Below are 14,884 nucleotides of genomic sequence, written 5' to 3' on the forward strand. Positions count from 1 at the left end.
ACCATGAACGAAGAGACGACACCGGCACCGCCGGTACGGCACTGGCCGGCCCTGGACCTGACGGGGGTCGACTTCGACCCCGTCCTGTCCGAGCTGATGCGCGAGGGACCGATCAACCGGATCCAGCTGCCCAACGGCGAGGGCTGGGCCTGGCTGGTCACGCGCTACGACGACGTACGGCTGGTGACGAACGACCCGCGGTTCAGCCGCGCGGAGGTGATCGGCCGTCAAGTCACCCGGCTGGCCCCGCACTTCATCCCTCAGCCGAGCGCGATGAACTTCGTCGACAAACCCGACCACGCCCGGCTGCGCAGGGCGGTGAACGCCGCCTTCACGGCGCGCGGCGTCGAGCGGCTGCGCGCGAACGCCCAGAAGACGCTCGAGGGGATGGTCGACGCCATGCTGCGGGACGGCCCGCCCGCCGACCTGATCGACCGGGTCCTGGCCCCCTTCCCGATCACCGTCATCTGCGAGCTGATGGGCGTCCCGGACGCCGACCGGCACACCCTGCACACCTGGACGCAGGCGATCCTCTCCTCCACGCAGGGCGCCGCGGTCAGCGAGCAGGCCAAGCGGGACATGGAGGCGTACTTCGCCAAGCTGATCGCCGAGCGCCGCGGCGCCACCGGCGAGGACGTGACCTCGCTGCTGGGCGCGGCGGTGGGCCGGGGCGACATCACCGAGGAGGAGGCGATGGCGCTCGCGGGTCCGATCCAGATCGGCGGCGAGGCCGTCACCAACAACACCGGCCAGATGTTCTACATCCTGCTCACCCGGCCCGCGCTCTTCGACCGCCTGCGCGCCGAACCGCAGCTCCGCCCGCAGGCCCTCGACGAGCTGCTGCGCTACATCCCGCACCGCAACGCCGTCGGCCTGTCCCGCATCGCCACGGAGGACGTGGTGATCAGAGGCGTACGGATCCGGAAGGGCGAGCCGGTCTACGTCTCCTACCTGGCCGCCAACCGCGACCCGGACGTCTTCCCCGACCCCGACCGGATCGACTTCGAGCGCAGCCCCAACCCGCATGTGTCGTTCGGCCACGGCCCGCACTACTGCGTGGGCAACATGCTGGCCCGGCTGGAGTCGGAGCTGATGGTGAACACGCTCCTCGACCGGATCCCGACGCTGCGCCTGTCGGTCTCGGAGGACGAGGTGCCGTGGCGGCGCGGCGCGCTGATCCGCGGGCCCGAGGCCTTGCCCGTCACCTGGTGACCGCGCTCACGCCGCCGCCGGAGGGTCTGCTGGTCCCACCCGGCCACGGCCGTACGGTCCGCACGCCGGCCCAGCACGTGACGTTCAAGGTGACGGGCACGCACTCGAGGACGGCGTCCAGCTTCGAGGTGGTGGTCCCGCCCGGCTTCGACGTCGGCGCACACGTCCACACCCGCAGCGAGGAGCTCTTCTACGTGCTCGAAGGCGAGCTGGACGTGCTCGCCTTCGAGCCCCGGGTGCGGACGCCGGACAACTGGCAGCGGTGGGAGTCCAGTTCGGGCAACCGGGTGGTACGGGCCACCCCGGGCACGGTCATCGTCGTACCGCCGGGGTGCCCACATGCTTTCGCCAACCCGACGGGCGAAGAGGCGAAGATGTTCTTCCAGGCGTCCCCGCCCCCGGACCACGAGCGCTATTTCGAGGAACTACTGGAGATCCTCGACGCAGGCGGCCGACCGGACCACGAGGCGATCGAGGAGTTGCGGGCGAGGTACGACATCAAGCAACTCACACCACTCAAACACCACTGAGAGCAGCCGGCCCAAAGGGGCGCGGGGCTGTATCGATATGCGGCTCCGCCGCGTGGGCGCGACCAGCCACGACGGGCCCGCAGCCCGATTCGGACAGCAGCTCAATGGCGCTACCGAATCGGCATGCCCGACAAGGTCCGAGCAATTACCAGCCGCTGGATCTCACTCGTACCCTCGAAGATCGTGTAAATGGCCGCGTCCCGATGCATCCGCTCCACCGGATACTCCCGCGTGTACCCATTCCCACCGAGGATCTGAATGGCCTGCCCGGTCACCTTCTTGGCGGTCTCGCTGGCGAACAGCTTCGACATGGACCCCTCCGCCGAAGTGAACTGCTTCCCGCTCACGGCCATCCAAGAGGCACGCCACACCAGCAACCGCGCCGCGTCGATCGACGTACGCATGTCGGCGAGCTGGAAGGCCACACCCTGGTTGTCGATGATCGGCCGCCCGAACTGCTCCCGCGTCTTGGCGTAGTCGAGCGCGACCTCGTACGCGGCCCGGGCCGTGCCCACAGCCATGGCCCCGACGGCAGGTCGCGACGCCTCGAACGTGGCCATCGCGGCGTTCTTCAGCCGCTCGCCGTTGCCCGCCTTGGCCCGCTCACGCGCCCGGGCGAGCCGCTCGTCGAGCTTCTCCTTGCCGCCGAGCAGGCAGGAGCCGGGAACGCGCACGTTCTCGAGCACGACCTCGGCGGTGTGCGAGGCACGAATGCCGTGCTTCTTGAACTTCTGCCCCTGGGAAAGCCCGGGGGTGTTCGGCGGAACGATGAAGGAAGCGTGGCCCTTCGAGCCGAGCTCGGAGTCCACGACCGCGACCACGACATGGACGTTGGCGATGCCTCCGTTGGTCGCCCAGGTCTTCGTACCGTTGAGCACCCACTCGTCCTTGGCCTCGTCGTACACGGCACGTGTCCGCATCGAGGCGACGTCGGAGCCGGCGTCGGGCTCGGAGGAGCAGAAGGCAGCGACCTTGACATCGTTGGCATCGCCGTACATCTGGGGGATCCAGGTGCCGATCTGCTCCTCGGTGCCGTTGGCGAGGACGCCCACCGCGGCGAGGCCGGTGCCGACGATCGACAGGGCGATGCCCGCGTCGCCCCAGAACAGCTCCTCCATGGCCATCGGTATGCCGAGGCCGGTGGGGTCGAAGTACTGCTGGGCGTAGAAGTCCAGGGAGTAGATGCCGACCTTCGCGGCCTCCTGGATGACCGGCCAGGGAGTCTCTTCGCGCTCGTCCCATTCGGCGGCCGCGGGGCGGATCACATCGGCGGCGAACCCGTGGATCCAGTCCCGGACCTCCTTCTGTTCGTCGTTGAGTTCCATGGTGAACTCGGCCATGTCCCCTCCAGCACTGCAATCAAGTGTTACTTGCGGTAACGGTAGCCTGTTACCAGCGGGTAGGAAAAGTCAACTCCCCGTTCTCACCCGGCAGCCCGTTCGAGGCAGAATCGCGTGCGGGTGTTACGTTGCGCAGGCGTCACCGAATCAGCACGGGTGGGGAGAGCACATGGACACCACGCAGCGGACCGATCAGCAGAGGTCCGCCGACCGCCGACGGCGCGAACTGCTGGAGGCCGCCGACCGGGTGGTGCTCCGCGACGGCCCGGGCGCCTCGATGAACGCGATCGCCGCGGAGGCGGGCATCACCAAGCCGATCCTGTACCGCCACTTCGGCGACAAGGGTGGACTGTACGCCGCCCTCGCCAAGCGTCACACGGACGCCCTCCTCGAGGCACTGCGCGCCGCCCTGGACGCACCGGCCGAGCGCCGGGAGCGGGTGGAAGCCACACTGGACACCTACCTCGCGGCGATCGAGGCACGCCCTCAGGTGTACCGCTTCCTGATGCATCCGTCGGACGGCGCCTCGCCCGGCGACCCGGGCTTCGACGTCGGAAAGCACTCCGCTCCTCTGCTGCGCCGCATGGGCGAGGAACTCGCCGAGGTCATCGAGGAACGCGTCGACCTGGGCCCCGACAGCCAGCAACTGGCCCGCGTCTGGGGCCACGGCATCGTCGGCATGATGCACGCGGCCGGCGACTGGTGGCTGGGCGAACGCCCCTGCTCACGCGCGGAGTTGGTACGCGCCCTGGCCGACCTGCTGTGGGGCAGACTGGCAGCGGCGGGCGACAAACTCGGTGGCCCGAGCTTCTGACTCGGGGCCCGGCTTCTGGTTCCGACGCACTTTCCGACTCCGGCACACCAGGGCGCGCCCTCAGGGGCGCGGGGCTGTGTCAATATGCGGCTCCGCCGCGATGGGGGTCCCCCCGCTCGAGCGAAGGTGATTTGCCTTCTGTGGGGGGACCGTTATCTGATCACGCGTCCGGCGGCCGGTTGTACCGGTCGAGCGTGGCTTTGCCGGTGTCGGCGTCCAGGAACCGCAGCTCCCACGGCCCGGTGTTCACGTCGTGGTCCTTGCCGAATCCGGCCCACTTCCCGGCCATGCGGCGGCCGGTCGGCTCCACGATCATCTGGATCGCCCCGAAGTACCGCGCTCCCCGGTAGTAGCCCTCGGTCGCGGTCTGCTCGGTCCACGTGCCGGTGACCACGTTGCCCTCAATCTGGAGATCAAGGGTCAGCGGCGAGTCCGGGTTCACCGACGCGTTCGGCAGACTGCGGCCGGTCAGCCGGTTGCCGTGCTGGAGCAGCACCACGTGATGCAGCCCCACGAACACCTCGTTGTCCCGGCCGGACGAGACGAACTCGTACCGGGACAACCAGACCCCCGAGTAGTTACCGCGCGGGGCCGTCTGGGGCGTCGGGGTGCCGTTGGCCACGGGCACGCCGGTCGGGCTGTCCACGAGATCGTGACCGCCGTGCCCGTCGTCAGACACGCGCGCCATGGGCACGGGGGCGAAGCCGAGGGACTCGATCGGGAGGCCGGTCACGGCTTCCAGGGCGCGGGCGTACACCGGCCGGGGCGCGGCCGTGGTTCCGGCCTCCCACCGCTGAACGAGCCGCTTGTTGGCGTCGTTGGGCTGTCCGGCGCGGGTCCCGGCTTCCCGGATCGCGCGGGCGAAGTCGTCCTGTGACATGAGCAGCCCCATGCGGACCGCTCGCAGTGCGCTGTTCGGTGTGCTCATACAGATCACCGTACGCGCTATGACGCCGAAATGTCGTCTCGAATAACGCCCAAATGACGCCCCCTTTGCCGCCGCGCAGGGTGACATTCCGGCGACATTGTGTAACCCATGAGTGGGGCGAGGGGCGAGGGACCATGGCGATGACCATCGAGGTGTACAAGATCGACCGGGACGGGCGGCGGACGGATCTTGTCCCCCGATACGAGGTGGACGCCGGAGACCCCGAACGGCTCCAGCCGGACACCGTCGGATTCCCGCGCTGCTCGTGTCCCCGGTGCCGGACGCCGCAGGCCGTGCGATGACCCTGCCCGCCGTGAACACCACGGGGATGTCCGCTGAGTGCGCGCTCGCGCGGCGGCCGGGGTACGAGGACCTGCACGACGAGTGCACCCAGACCGAGGATGTCCCGCTTCCGCACTCGTTCGGGATCTTGCTCGTCCGGCGCTGCACCTGTGGCTGCCACCGCTGATCATGGAACGGCGCCCCGGGGGAGCGAAGCCGGGCTCAACCCCTCGGGCGCCGTCGGGAGTTGGCGGACCGCCGTAACCCGCCTCCTCGACCACGGCCAGCCTAGCTTGATCGATTTGCTGCAATTTGCGGCCGTTACGAGCGTTACGGCTCCTTGATCACGTTTGCACCCAGTTTGCTCCCCAACACAAATCAGCAAAAAAATCATGCCTCTGACCTCGGGGTTTCGGCCTCTTTACGATCTTGTGGCTGGTGAGTTACAGGGTCGGTTGGGGCCGCTAGGGCGTCTGGGGTGGGCGGGGCTCGTGTTACGTGATCGGCCCCGCCCCCTACCCGGTCCTCTGACCTGCGGTTATGTCCCTGATCTCGCCCGCGATCATGATCAGACCTGTCTTTGCAGATGCAACACACATGATCACGCAGCAGCAAACCGCTGATCGATTTGCAGTGCAAACACAAGCCGACGATCATCGCGTCCCCAGAAGGCATCCTCAGCGCGATGATCGTCGGTGTCTCTTGATCATGTACCCACTGGCCTACCGATCATGCTGTGGTGGGCACGTCCAGGAGCCTGAACGCGCTCGCGTTGGTCACGTCGCTGCCAGTGCGGAAGTACAGGAACACTCCACGCTCAGCCGTGGGACGGCGGTTGGCACCAAGCATGTTCTGAATCAGCTCGACCGAAGATCCGATGCGGTCCACGATCACGAACTGGCTGAAGTCACCGTAGACCAGCACGTAGTTGTTGGCTGTGGCCGTGGTGACAATGGTTCCGTCCATGTTTGAGTTTTCGTTCATGGCGCGGCCGAGCAACTGCGGGGGCACGGACCGGAGTTCAGGGAACTTGAGTGCACCCGAGCCGGTCTCGAACTGACGGAACGTGTTGATGATCGGAAGCGCGGCCATCCACTGTGCTCGGCCTTGGAACCTCGGGCCTAGCGCGTTCTGAAGCGCGTACGGGTCGGTGGCCACGAGAGCTTCCGTGCCGGTCGTGTTGATCTCCGACGCGGTACCCGCAAGGGCCGTGACGAGGCCCTTGGGCTGACCCGTACCGGTGCCGGTCGTGTACGCGGTGTTCTGGAGCTGCGCCGCTGCGTCGGCCAGGACCACCCGGAGCTGACCGAGAAGATCCACGGCGTCCATGCCGACCTCGAACGAGTACTTCGAGAAGACGTCCCCGAAGTGCACCGGGATGTCCGGCTGGCCCACCGTGAGCGCGGGCTCGGCCACCTCGACAGCTTCCGCCTTCCACTCGGCCGTAGTGCCTGCCGACGTGACGCCCTTCCAGGAGCCCGTGGTTGTCTGCACGACCCTGGAGATCGCCCGGAGCGGGTTGGTGCTGCCGTCGTTCGTGAGGATGATCGCCGGGTCCAGCGTGAGGGGGATCATGTAGCCCCCCGCTGAGTCGGCCGTGCTGAGGGCGCGCAGCTCGTCGTGCACCCCTGACGCCCGCCTGAACGCGGCGTGCTCCTCCGGGGTCCACAGCATGTGCCCGCGCTGACTGTCGGCCAGGAGCCGCGCGAACGCGCTGCTGTAGGCCGGGTCACCGGCGGCCACGGCCCACCGGGCGGCGAGCGCGCGGTCACGCGGCAGACCGTCGTTCAGGAGCTTCTCGACGCGCTGGGCACCGTAGGCCGGAAGCTCTCCGGAGCGGACGAGGGAGTCCACCGTGCGCAGGGCGCGGTCGTGGGTCTGGCTACGGGCCTGCCAGGGCTCAGAGGTACCCCCCCGGGTAAAAGGGGTGCCGTCCTCCGTGCTGCCCGCGCGGGCGAGGGCGTTCAAGTCGTCCATCACCCTGGCGTGCGCGCGGTGGTAGAACACGGAAGCGGATCCTGCGAGATCGCCGCCACCGGCGCGGGCGTCGATCTCGCGCATGTCGTCCATCAGCTCGGGCGTGGACGCGGCGGCGATGTGGCTGTCGATCTCGTCGACAGAGGCCGTGAAGGGGTCGAACGTGGACATGGGTGTCTCCGGTGAGTTGGCGTGATCGTGAATCGCCGTCTCCCGGTGGATCACCGATGCCTCGTCCAAGGCTTCATCGTGGTTCCGGCCGGAGCCACGGTGCCGACGCCCCCCAGGGGCGGTCGCGCGGCCGTGACTGGCTGCTACAAAGCAGAGTACGTGGATGTCCGCAAAGGGGTCCAGGGCGTCCTGGGGCGACCGGCCGGATACGGCCACCCCAGGACGGGTCCGATTGTTCCGTACGCGGCATAGCGGCAGATCAGAGGAAGAAGCCGAAGAGCCGCCCGAGCCACCCGCTCAGCTCGGGCCCAAACGCCGCGCCGACCACGGAGCCCCATACGGCGCCGATGATCATCCTGAAGCGGTCGTGGCCGTGGGCGGTGAAGAACACGACCAGGGCCACCACGGACACGAGGAGCGCCACCGTCGCGGCGTTCATGATCCGTCACCGTTCTGGGCAGCGCGGACCGAGACCAGATCGCGCTTCGCCGTGGCCAGAGAAACACCCAACAGGTCGGCGGCCTCCGGGCCGGTGAGGTTCGGGGCCTCCGCGAGCCGCTCACGAAGCTCACTGAGCCGCTCAGCGCGGCTCTTGAGCGGCTCGGGAGCGCTCGCGAGCGGCTCGGGCACGGCTTCGATCCGGTTGACCGTGTCGGCTATCTGCTGAGGCGACCCGTCCAGGGTCAGCCGACCTGTGCCGACCGGTATCGCGACCCGCCCCCACACGTCGTACCGGAGCCGGGACATGGTCTCCTTCCGGAACAGGATCCAGACCAGCGCGGTGAGGGTGCGGTGACGCAGCTCGAACATGACCTCGAAGCTCAGCGGAGCGGCGGCGAGGATCGCGGCCGTGGTCCAGCCACCCAGGGCGTAGCCGTGGGCACCGTTCACGGCCGCTGAGGCGACCAGGGCACCGGTCATGACCAGCCGCGCCCCCAGGGCCGACCACGGGTCGTGGCGCCGCTGGTAGACCAGCACACAGGCGCCCATCGCGACCAGATCGAACACCGCGACCGCGAAGCCCGCGACCGGCCACGGGGCACCGGCGGTGTCGTGCAGGAGGGTGCCGAGGGACCAGCCGCTGATCACCAGACCGGCGACCGCGAGGACCGCGAGGATCACGTCCGGCACGGACTCACTGAAGGGCTTGCGGATCTTCTTTTCCTTGACGGGCATCGGGGGGTACGTCATGACAACTCCTTGTGAGCGGGGGCGAGTTGGAACAGCGCGGGGTACCGGTCGGGCAGCTTGGACACGATGCCCTTGCCGACCAGGGCCGCGAGGGCTTCATGGGTGCGGTTCGCGGGCAGGTCGCAGCCCTCGGCGATGGCCTTCGCGGTGAGCGCGCGGCCTTCGATTTCGAGCGCCATGGCGACCAGCTCTTGATTCGCGGTCAGCTCGACCGGCGGCGCACACAGCTCACGTGAGCTGTCTACGAAGGCGCCCGGGGGCGCATTCGTTTCCACCGGGTCCGGATTCCGGCCGGATTCCGGGTCCAAGTGCGGGGTCAAGCACTCAGCGGAGAGCTTGAACCGCTCCGGCGAGAGCCACAGCGCCCGGAGCTTGTCCGGCCCGCGCTTGCCCTCCTGGACCAAGACGTCTCCGGGCGTCCTGAGTTGGTCGGGGCGCCACTCGGGATCATGAAAGATCACGTCGCTCTCGATCTTCGACCTGACCTTGTGGCAGATGACCGCCTGGATGTTGGCCTGGATCTTGCTCGGGACGGTCTCGCGGGACGGGTGCTGCACCGCACACCAGATCGAGATGCCGTAGATCCTCGCGACGTCCATCAGTGAGGCGAACTCGTCGAGCTGCTTCTCGCTCAACTGCCGTACCAGCGTGGCCATTTCGTCCACGATGATCACGGTGGCAATCCGCCCGCCGGGCGGGTTGGCAAGCAACTCCCGAACGCGGGTCACGAGTCCGGCCGCGCTGGTGATGACCTCCGCGCGGCCTTCGTAGAGGGCGCCTTCGGGCGCTCCGGGCTTGAGGTCCACGAGGATCACGCGCGCACCGGCGCGGAGTGCCCAGTCGGCCAGGACGCGGCAGGTGCTCGATTTGCCGGATCCGGTGAGACCGGCCACCAGAAGGTGTTGATCAATCCGGATCTTGACGGTCCGCCAGAGTCCGCGACGGGCCACCGGACAGGGGTCGATCATGGCTGTACGGCCCGTGGGAGGGTGCCACAGGAACCGCCGGGAGAATGTGCGCCGGAGTACCCACGTCGCCGCTCGTCGTCCGTACCGGGGCGGGTTGAGGGCACGCAGCCTGAGTCGCTCGGTACGGCGGATGCGATACGCCCGCCGGGCGCTTCGCACCCACAGCAGCGCGACCGCGAGCGCGATGATCACTATGATTTCGAGCATGGTTCGGAGGTCCGTTCTCCGGGGCAAGCGGCCGTCGGGGGTGATGTCCCGGCGGTCGCGCTTACAGGTAGCCGGGGGTGTCGTCGTCCGGCTCGTCGGGCTCGGTCTTCAGCGGGATGATCCGGAACCGCGAGCGCGGGTACTCGTCCGGAACGGGCGTGATTTCGATCTTCAGGACCGCCTCCGCCAGACCCGCGAAGTACGCGGGTGCCATGGGGTCCTTGGTCAGCTCGACCACGCACCTCTCGAACTCGTTGATCAGATTCATGGCCGCGACCGAGACGAACTCGGCTCGCTGCTCGGCGGTCGGCATGGGCTCGATGGGCGTGGTCATGTTGTCTCCTGTTGCGGTTGACGCCGGCTGAGGTTGATCATGCTGTGACCTGGGGCGTTGGTCATGCCGCGTCGATGGCGCGGAAGAGATCGGGAAGGTCGGGCAGGACGCCCCGGCGGACCGGGCACGAGTCGTCGTGCTGGATCTCCAGGCGGTAGATGCCGGGGACCGCTTCGACCAGCGGCCCCGTCTCGCTGTGGCAGTGGCTGCACCGGTACGCGTCCGCGAGGGCGTTGACGATCTCGCCGGGGGTGCGCGGCCGTCGGGGCTTCTTGGGCTTGTCGCGTCCCATGATCGGATTCCTCATTTTCTTGATCGAATACCTGACCGGACTGGCCGGTCAGGTGGCTGACCGGCCAGTCCGGTCAGGTTCCGGTCAGGTCAGGGACTACAGGGGCTCTGACCAGCGAATACACCTGACCGGCCAGTCCGGTCAGCCACCGGTCAGGACCTGACTGACCGGATCCCCCCCTAAAGGGGGTCCGGTCGGTCAGCCGGTCAGTCAGGGGCCAATGGAGGATCGTTTTCCTCCCTGGTTTTTCGGATCTTCACGGCCTTCCCGATGTCGTCGGTACCGGCCTTGATGCCCTGGTCCTTCAGCAGTCGCTTGGCACCCTCGCGGCCCGTCTCGTCCGGAAGACCGGCCTCGTCCATCACGCGGACGATCTGCTCGACCTTGGTTTCCGCCATGAGGAGTCCGGCCGCGTCGTCCGCGAGGGTCACGTATGCGGGGCTCTCGCCGTCCTTGTCGAACGGGTCGAGGTTCTTCAGCACGAGCGCATAGCGCTGCCCGTCCTTGCCCTCCTTGGACTTCGTACGGATCAGGGTGCGGGGCCCCAGGCCGTTGTCCGCCCGCTTGATCACGTACGCGTCGTCGGAGTCGTCCTCCTGGGAGCTGGAACCCCGTGCGTGCTCGCCCCCGTAGCCGGTGTGCGCGAGGACCGCCACCGTGCAGCCGGTGTCGTCCTTCAGCTTCTGGAAGGCCCCGAACGCGACGCCCTGTTCGGTGGACGAGTCCTCCTTCATGCCGGGCGTGCACCGGTGCAGGGTGTCGAACACGACCAGGACCGCGCCGGTCTTCTTGATCTTCCGCGTGAGCTTGGCCATGTGCTTGGGGTTGCGGGGGTCCAGGCCCCTCTTGGTGGGGATGATCCGGTCCACCTTGCGCCCGCCGTTGAACGTCAGCTCCCAGGCCCGTAGTCGGTCCTTGAGACCGGCCTGACCCTCAGCGGCCACGTACACCACCGGACCCTGAAGCCGGACCGCGCGGCCCTCCCACGGCTGGCCGGTCGCGATGCAGCACGCCCACGCCAGAGCCAGGAACGTCTTGTACGTGCCATACCGGCCGGAGATCCACACGATGGACCGCCGGTTGATCAGGCCTTCGATCAGCGGTTCCACGGCGGGCAGGTTGTCGAGATCGTCGCGGGACAGGAACACGTCGTCGTCGTCCCTGGCCTTCTCAATCAGGTCCGTGAGCGCGGCCGTTCGGCCGTCCGGCTCCACGGTGGCGAGGAAGTCGTCCATGCCCGTGTGCGCCCCTGCCGCGTCCGGCAGATCCGTCACCCGCACCGACTCCGCGCCCGCGTCCCTCAGCAGCGCGGACACCCTCCCGACGGCCCCGGCAACCTTGCCGTTGGTGTGCCGGTCGGCGTCGACACTGAGCCACACGTCCTTCCCTGCGGCCCAGGAGAGATCCGTCTTGGCGTGGATGCCGTCGCACCCCCACATGCCGAACACGTCCCAGCCGGGGGGCGCGTACGAGGCGGCGGCGAGGTGCTGCCCGACGCCCTCAACGATCAAGACCTTGTCGGCGCCGGTGTCGCGGATCTTGTCCAGGTAGGTCGTCTGGCCACCGGGCCAGATGTACTTGGGGCCGTCCGGCTTCCGCATGTGCTTGGGGATGCGCAGGATCGTGGCGGCCGTGACTCCGTCGCTCCATCGCAGCCACAGGCCACGGCCGTTCGGGTCCGTGAAGGCGCCGGACGCTTCGATGATCTCGGGCGTGATGGCTGAGTCGAGCAGCAACTGACGATCTGCCGGACTGAGTTGCTTGTGCCCGTTGGAGGCGGCCGGTGTCTCGCCCATGATGGAGGCCGCGCCCATGGCGGCGTCGGCGGTCATCGCGGCCCCCTCGGCAGGAGTGCGGCGATCTGCGCCACGACCGCGCCATCAAGCGGCGGGTCCTCGGCCTCCCACTCGGCCAGCTTCCGCGCCTCCGCGCTATCCTGGTCGTAGTGGGCATATCCGTTTTCCCGGGCCCCGGAGATTGGTCCCTCCGGGGTCTTTTCCTTGGCCATTTCCAGGCCTTTCAGTGGAGGCCGTCCGTTGAGGGGACAGGGAGGGCAACCACCCACTGATCAGGCCGCTATGGCCAGCAATTCATCCGCCTCGCGGTCGAGCCGGTCGGCCTCGCGCCGCGCGTGCGCCGCGACGCCCCGCAGGTAGGCGGCCCGTGTCTCCGGGCAGTCCTTCGTGGCGATGGCCGCGCGGAGCCGCGCCAATTCGAGACTCTTCAGATTGAGTGGCCTCTTCGGCATCGCTCGCTCCTTTGCTGATTTGTAAAAGTGGTCCGAAAGCACGGAACCCGGAGCCGCAATTGCGGTCCGGGTACCGTTTCCAACTCCATCGTATACGTGAGATGGAGATGTAAATGATCAGGGGGGAATCTTTTTCGATCAGACGCGACGGAGCGTCAGACGCTCGGATGCGGGCACCTTTTCGCCGGGCCTGGGGCTCCGCTGAACACGCACCTCGCCGAGCCGCTCGGGCACGAGCAGCAACCGCGCGACCTGCCTCTTGGTGGCCACGTCGGCGGCCTCCCAGCGGGCAGCGACGTCCGGCCCCGGAGGGAACACCGACGCGAGCGGGTTGGGTGCCGTGCACCTGGACTCCTCGGCCTCCAGCTCGGCGATCTCGGCCTCCAGCTCGTCCATGGCACCGATCATGGCCAGCTTGGCGCGGGCGCCCGCCGGGGTCGGTGCGGCCTCCAGCTCCCCCAACTCGGCCCGCTTCGCCCTCAGGGCGTCGCGTACGGACTCCAGAGCGGCGTCCTCGGCGTCGGCGGGGTTCAGCTTGGCGTACACGTCCTCGCGGCTGAGCGCGCGGATGATCCGCTGCGTCAGGAGGCGGTCCACCTCGGCCTTGTCGATCCGGGTGCACCCCCGGTCGCGGCACACGTACTGCGGCTCCGCATGCCGGGTGGTCACCTTCTCGGGACCCGAGCACTCGTCGCACTTGAGGGTCATGGAGAACACGTGCTTCCCGGCGCCCGGCTTCGCGGTCACCCTGGCCGGGTCGGCGAGGATGACCTGCACCTCGCGGAACAGGGTCACGAACGCGTCCGGCGTCAGGGGCGAGCCCGGGTAGTCCGCGATGACCGGCCACGCCGCCGGGAGTTCCTCGCCCTTGTGGACGCGGATGCCGATGTACGCCTTCCGCGCGGCCACCGCGCGGAGATTCTGCGCCGACAGGTGGTTACCGCGACGGCTGCGGATGTCGCGTGCCTTCCAGTCCCGCTCGATCGACAGGAACGAGTGCCCCCGCCGGAGCCGCTGGAACAGCTCGATGATCAACGGTGCCGTCTCGGGGTCCGGCTTCTGGCCGACCGGCCGCATCGCGGTCTTGCCGTTGACCTTCGTCATCGCGTACTCGCGCTCGAATCCGAGCGGGGTCTGTCCCTGTGGCTTCGCGCCGTCCGCGTGGTTGAGGTTCGAGTTCAATGCCCGTAGCACCCTCTCTGATGTCAGGGCCGACGCCCTCATCGCCTTGACCGCCTCGTCCACCAGGTCCGCGTAATCGCTGCCGTTGCGGGGGTCGTACATCGGGTTGCGCCGCTGTGTGGTGATGAAGATCAGGATGCCCCGGTCACGGCACGCGTCGGCCACGGCGATCCACTCTCGGGGTTGCCGGGACGCCCTGCTGTTCTCCCACATGGCGAGGCAGTCCGCACCGAACTTGCCGGACCGGAGATCGGCGAGAAGCTGGCCGAACCCGTCACGGCTCTTCCTCGCGTAGTCGCTCGCGCTGCCCACGTCGCTGTACGGCGTGCCGGTCAGCGTGATGCCGTGCACGGTCAGCGCGGAGGCGGTCTCGGCATGTTGCTCGTCGATGCTGCGCTCGGTACCGCTCTTGTCCTGCGAGACGCGCAAGATCTGCCGGGCGGTGAGTGTGGCGGTGATCATGGTCCCTCCCCTGGTGGTCCCTCACCACCAGGGTGCACCCACGGAGGAAAATTCGGCAAGCCGAGAGTGGGGGAGCGACCAGCCACAACGAACCCGCAGCGAACCCACAACCCTCAACGCCCCCAAGAGGCCCGCGCGGCCTGCCGCATCACCCTTCGGCGGCGCCACCCACGGACCCGGTCCACATACAGCCCACCGTCAAGGTGATCGCACTCGTGCTGAAGGCACCGGGCGAACCACCCGGTGCCATGAATCCGCACGGGTTCACCGTCCACGGTGAACCCCTCCACCACGGCATGGTCGAACCGCTCGGTGCCCGCCTCCAGCCCAGGCAACGACAAACACCCCTCGGGCCCGCGCAACACCAGCCCGTCCGCCTCAACGAGCCGCGGATTCACCACATGCCCCACATGCCGCCGCTCCTCGTCATCGGGGCAGTCGTATACGAAGACCCGCAACGACTCCCCCACCTGATTCGCGGCAAGCCCAACTCCCTCTGCCGCATACATCGTCGAGAACATGTTCTCGACCAACCGCGCCAGTTCAGGCCCGAACTCCGTGACTTCTTCACACCGTGTGTGCAACACGGGGTCACCGAGCAAAGACAGAGGAAGGACGCGCCCTCGGGCGCCCGGGATCGAGCCGTGTCGCATGGCGGCAAGGGTACGGTCCTCAATGTCGCGCGGGTGCCGCGGAGGTGCCGCGATTCGGGCCCGTGAGTGGATCTCGATAGGCTGAGGGCCACA

The 14,884-nt window shown here is 68.1% G+C and carries 17 protein-coding genes; 5 read left to right on the top strand and 12 right to left on the bottom strand.

The window, feature by feature from the left end:
- Positions 1 to 3: 3 nt before the first annotated feature.
- Together GAS53_RS00875 and GAS53_RS00880 are read left to right on the top strand one after the other, a co-directional pair.
- A complete protein-coding gene (locus GAS53_RS00875; RefSeq protein ID WP_151475539.1) occupies positions 4 to 1,212 on the top strand; it encodes a cytochrome P450 in 1,209 nt (402 codons plus the stop codon).
- Positions 1,209 to 1,742, top strand: a complete 534-nt coding sequence (locus GAS53_RS00880; RefSeq protein ID WP_151475407.1) for a cupin domain-containing protein — start codon at positions 1,209 to 1,211, stop codon at positions 1,740 to 1,742. Before GAS53_RS00875 ends, GAS53_RS00880 begins: the two co-directional genes overlap by 4 nt.
- Before the next feature lie 110 nt (positions 1,743 to 1,852).
- On the opposite strand, the gene GAS53_RS00885 is transcribed toward GAS53_RS00880, so the two are convergent.
- Positions 1,853 to 3,082, bottom strand: a complete 1,230-nt coding sequence (locus GAS53_RS00885; protein WP_151475408.1) for an acyl-CoA dehydrogenase family protein — start codon at positions 3,080 to 3,082, stop codon at positions 1,853 to 1,855.
- A gap of 169 nt (positions 3,083 to 3,251) precedes the next feature.
- On the opposite strand from GAS53_RS00885, the gene GAS53_RS00890 reads away from it, so the two are divergent.
- Positions 3,252 to 3,896 (top strand): TetR family transcriptional regulator, encoded by a 645-nt coding sequence (locus GAS53_RS00890; RefSeq protein ID WP_151475409.1) that lies wholly within the window; start codon positions 3,252 to 3,254, stop codon positions 3,894 to 3,896.
- A 160-nt stretch (positions 3,897 to 4,056) separates the two neighbouring features.
- Here the strand turns inward: GAS53_RS00890 and GAS53_RS00895 are convergent, their stop codons facing one another.
- Positions 4,057 to 4,824, bottom strand: coding sequence for a helix-turn-helix domain-containing protein (locus tag GAS53_RS00895; RefSeq protein ID WP_151475410.1), 768 nt, complete (start codon positions 4,822 to 4,824; stop codon positions 4,057 to 4,059).
- Positions 4,825 to 4,964: 140 nt separating this feature from the next.
- Here GAS53_RS00895 and GAS53_RS54905 point away from each other — a divergent pair, with 140 nt between their 5' ends.
- Together GAS53_RS54905 and GAS53_RS54910 are read left to right on the top strand one after the other, a co-directional pair.
- A complete protein-coding gene (locus GAS53_RS54905) occupies positions 4,965 to 5,126 on the top strand; it encodes a hypothetical protein (protein ID WP_192582885.1) in 162 nt (53 codons plus the stop codon).
- 11 nt (positions 5,127 to 5,137) lie between these two features.
- Positions 5,138 to 5,293 carry a hypothetical protein gene (locus GAS53_RS54910; RefSeq protein ID WP_192582901.1) on the top strand — a complete coding sequence of 52 codons (156 nt, stop codon included), beginning with the start codon at positions 5,138 to 5,140 and terminating at the stop codon, positions 5,291 to 5,293.
- A gap of 542 nt (positions 5,294 to 5,835) precedes the next feature.
- On the opposite strand, the gene GAS53_RS00900 is transcribed toward GAS53_RS54910, so the two are convergent.
- The 10 genes from GAS53_RS00900 to def all read right to left on the bottom strand — a co-directional run bounded on the left by GAS53_RS00900 (position 5,836) and on the right by def (position 14,791).
- Positions 5,836 to 7,254 carry a phage major capsid protein gene (locus GAS53_RS00900; protein ID WP_151475411.1) on the bottom strand — a complete coding sequence of 473 codons (1,419 nt, stop codon included), beginning with the start codon at positions 7,252 to 7,254 and terminating at the stop codon, positions 5,836 to 5,838.
- 259 nt (positions 7,255 to 7,513) lie between these two features.
- Positions 7,514 to 7,693 carry a hypothetical protein gene (locus GAS53_RS00905; protein WP_151475412.1) on the bottom strand — a complete coding sequence of 60 codons (180 nt, stop codon included), beginning with the start codon at positions 7,691 to 7,693 and terminating at the stop codon, positions 7,514 to 7,516.
- Positions 7,690 to 8,445, bottom strand: coding sequence for a hypothetical protein (locus GAS53_RS00910; protein WP_151475413.1), 756 nt, complete (start codon positions 8,443 to 8,445; stop codon positions 7,690 to 7,692). The genes GAS53_RS00905 and GAS53_RS00910 overlap by 4 nt, the downstream gene beginning before the upstream one ends.
- Positions 8,442 to 9,620, bottom strand: a complete 1,179-nt coding sequence (locus GAS53_RS00915) for a type IV secretory system conjugative DNA transfer family protein (RefSeq protein ID WP_151475414.1) — start codon at positions 9,618 to 9,620, stop codon at positions 8,442 to 8,444. The genes GAS53_RS00910 and GAS53_RS00915 overlap by 4 nt, the downstream gene beginning before the upstream one ends.
- A 61-nt stretch (positions 9,621 to 9,681) precedes the next feature.
- The gene (locus GAS53_RS00920; RefSeq protein ID WP_151475415.1) at positions 9,682 to 9,954 is read right to left on the bottom strand and encodes a hypothetical protein; all 273 of its coding nucleotides are present in this window, start codon (positions 9,952 to 9,954) and stop codon (positions 9,682 to 9,684) included.
- Between the two features lie 61 nt (positions 9,955 to 10,015).
- Positions 10,016 to 10,246, bottom strand: a complete 231-nt coding sequence (locus GAS53_RS00925; protein WP_151475416.1) for a hypothetical protein — start codon at positions 10,244 to 10,246, stop codon at positions 10,016 to 10,018.
- Between the two features lie 206 nt (positions 10,247 to 10,452).
- Positions 10,453 to 12,078, bottom strand: coding sequence for an AAA family ATPase (locus GAS53_RS00930; RefSeq protein WP_151475417.1), 1,626 nt, complete (start codon positions 12,076 to 12,078; stop codon positions 10,453 to 10,455).
- 236 nt (positions 12,079 to 12,314) lie between these two features.
- Positions 12,315 to 12,494 (bottom strand): hypothetical protein, encoded by a 180-nt coding sequence (locus GAS53_RS00935; protein ID WP_151475418.1) that lies wholly within the window; start codon positions 12,492 to 12,494, stop codon positions 12,315 to 12,317.
- 138 nt (positions 12,495 to 12,632) lie between these two features.
- Positions 12,633 to 14,138, bottom strand: coding sequence for a recombinase family protein (locus GAS53_RS00940; RefSeq protein WP_151475419.1), 1,506 nt, complete (start codon positions 14,136 to 14,138; stop codon positions 12,633 to 12,635).
- A gap of 113 nt (positions 14,139 to 14,251) precedes the next feature.
- Entirely contained in the window at positions 14,252 to 14,791 is a 540-nt protein-coding gene (def, locus tag GAS53_RS00945; RefSeq protein ID WP_151475420.1) for a peptide deformylase, read from the bottom strand.
- Between the last annotated feature and the right edge of the window lie 93 nt (positions 14,792 to 14,884).

It is taken from the genome of Streptomyces albicerus, assembly GCF_008905045.1.
GTDB classification, from domain to species: domain Bacteria; phylum Actinomycetota; class Actinomycetes; order Streptomycetales; family Streptomycetaceae; genus Streptomyces; species Streptomyces albicerus.

Bases quoted from the DNA above. Each gene is read 5' to 3' on its own strand.
- GAS53_RS00915 (WP_151475414.1), bottom strand. From the start codon at position 9,620: ATGCTCGAAATCATAGTGATCATCGCGCTCGCGGTCGCGCTGCTGTGG.
- GAS53_RS00905 (WP_151475412.1), bottom strand. From the start codon at position 7,693: ATGAACGCCGCGACGGTGGCGCTCCTCGTGTCCGTGGTGGCCCTGGTC.
- GAS53_RS00935 (WP_151475418.1), bottom strand. From the start codon at position 12,494: ATGCCGAAGAGGCCACTCAATCTGAAGAGTCTCGAATTGGCGCGGCTC.
- GAS53_RS00875 (WP_151475539.1), top strand. From the start codon at position 4: ATGAACGAAGAGACGACACCGGCACCGCCGGTACGGCACTGGCCGGCC.
- GAS53_RS54905 (WP_192582885.1), top strand. From the start codon at position 4,965: ATGACCATCGAGGTGTACAAGATCGACCGGGACGGGCGGCGGACGGAT.
- GAS53_RS00940 (WP_151475419.1), bottom strand. From the start codon at position 14,138: ATGATCACCGCCACACTCACCGCCCGGCAGATCTTGCGCGTCTCGCAG.
- GAS53_RS00930 (WP_151475417.1), bottom strand. From the start codon at position 12,078: ATGACCGCCGACGCCGCCATGGGCGCGGCCTCCATCATGGGCGAGACA.
- GAS53_RS00885 (WP_151475408.1), bottom strand. From the start codon at position 3,082: ATGGCCGAGTTCACCATGGAACTCAACGACGAACAGAAGGAGGTCCGG.
- GAS53_RS00895 (WP_151475410.1), bottom strand. From the start codon at position 4,824: ATGAGCACACCGAACAGCGCACTGCGAGCGGTCCGCATGGGGCTGCTC.
- GAS53_RS00920 (WP_151475415.1), bottom strand. From the start codon at position 9,954: ATGACCACGCCCATCGAGCCCATGCCGACCGCCGAGCAGCGAGCCGAG.
- GAS53_RS00925 (WP_151475416.1), bottom strand. From the start codon at position 10,246: ATGGGACGCGACAAGCCCAAGAAGCCCCGACGGCCGCGCACCCCCGGC.
- GAS53_RS00910 (WP_151475413.1), bottom strand. From the start codon at position 8,445: ATGACGTACCCCCCGATGCCCGTCAAGGAAAAGAAGATCCGCAAGCCC.
- GAS53_RS00900 (WP_151475411.1), bottom strand. From the start codon at position 7,254: ATGTCCACGTTCGACCCCTTCACGGCCTCTGTCGACGAGATCGACAGC.
- def (WP_151475420.1), bottom strand. From the start codon at position 14,791: ATGCGACACGGCTCGATCCCGGGCGCCCGAGGGCGCGTCCTTCCTCTG.
- GAS53_RS00890 (WP_151475409.1), top strand. From the start codon at position 3,252: ATGGACACCACGCAGCGGACCGATCAGCAGAGGTCCGCCGACCGCCGA.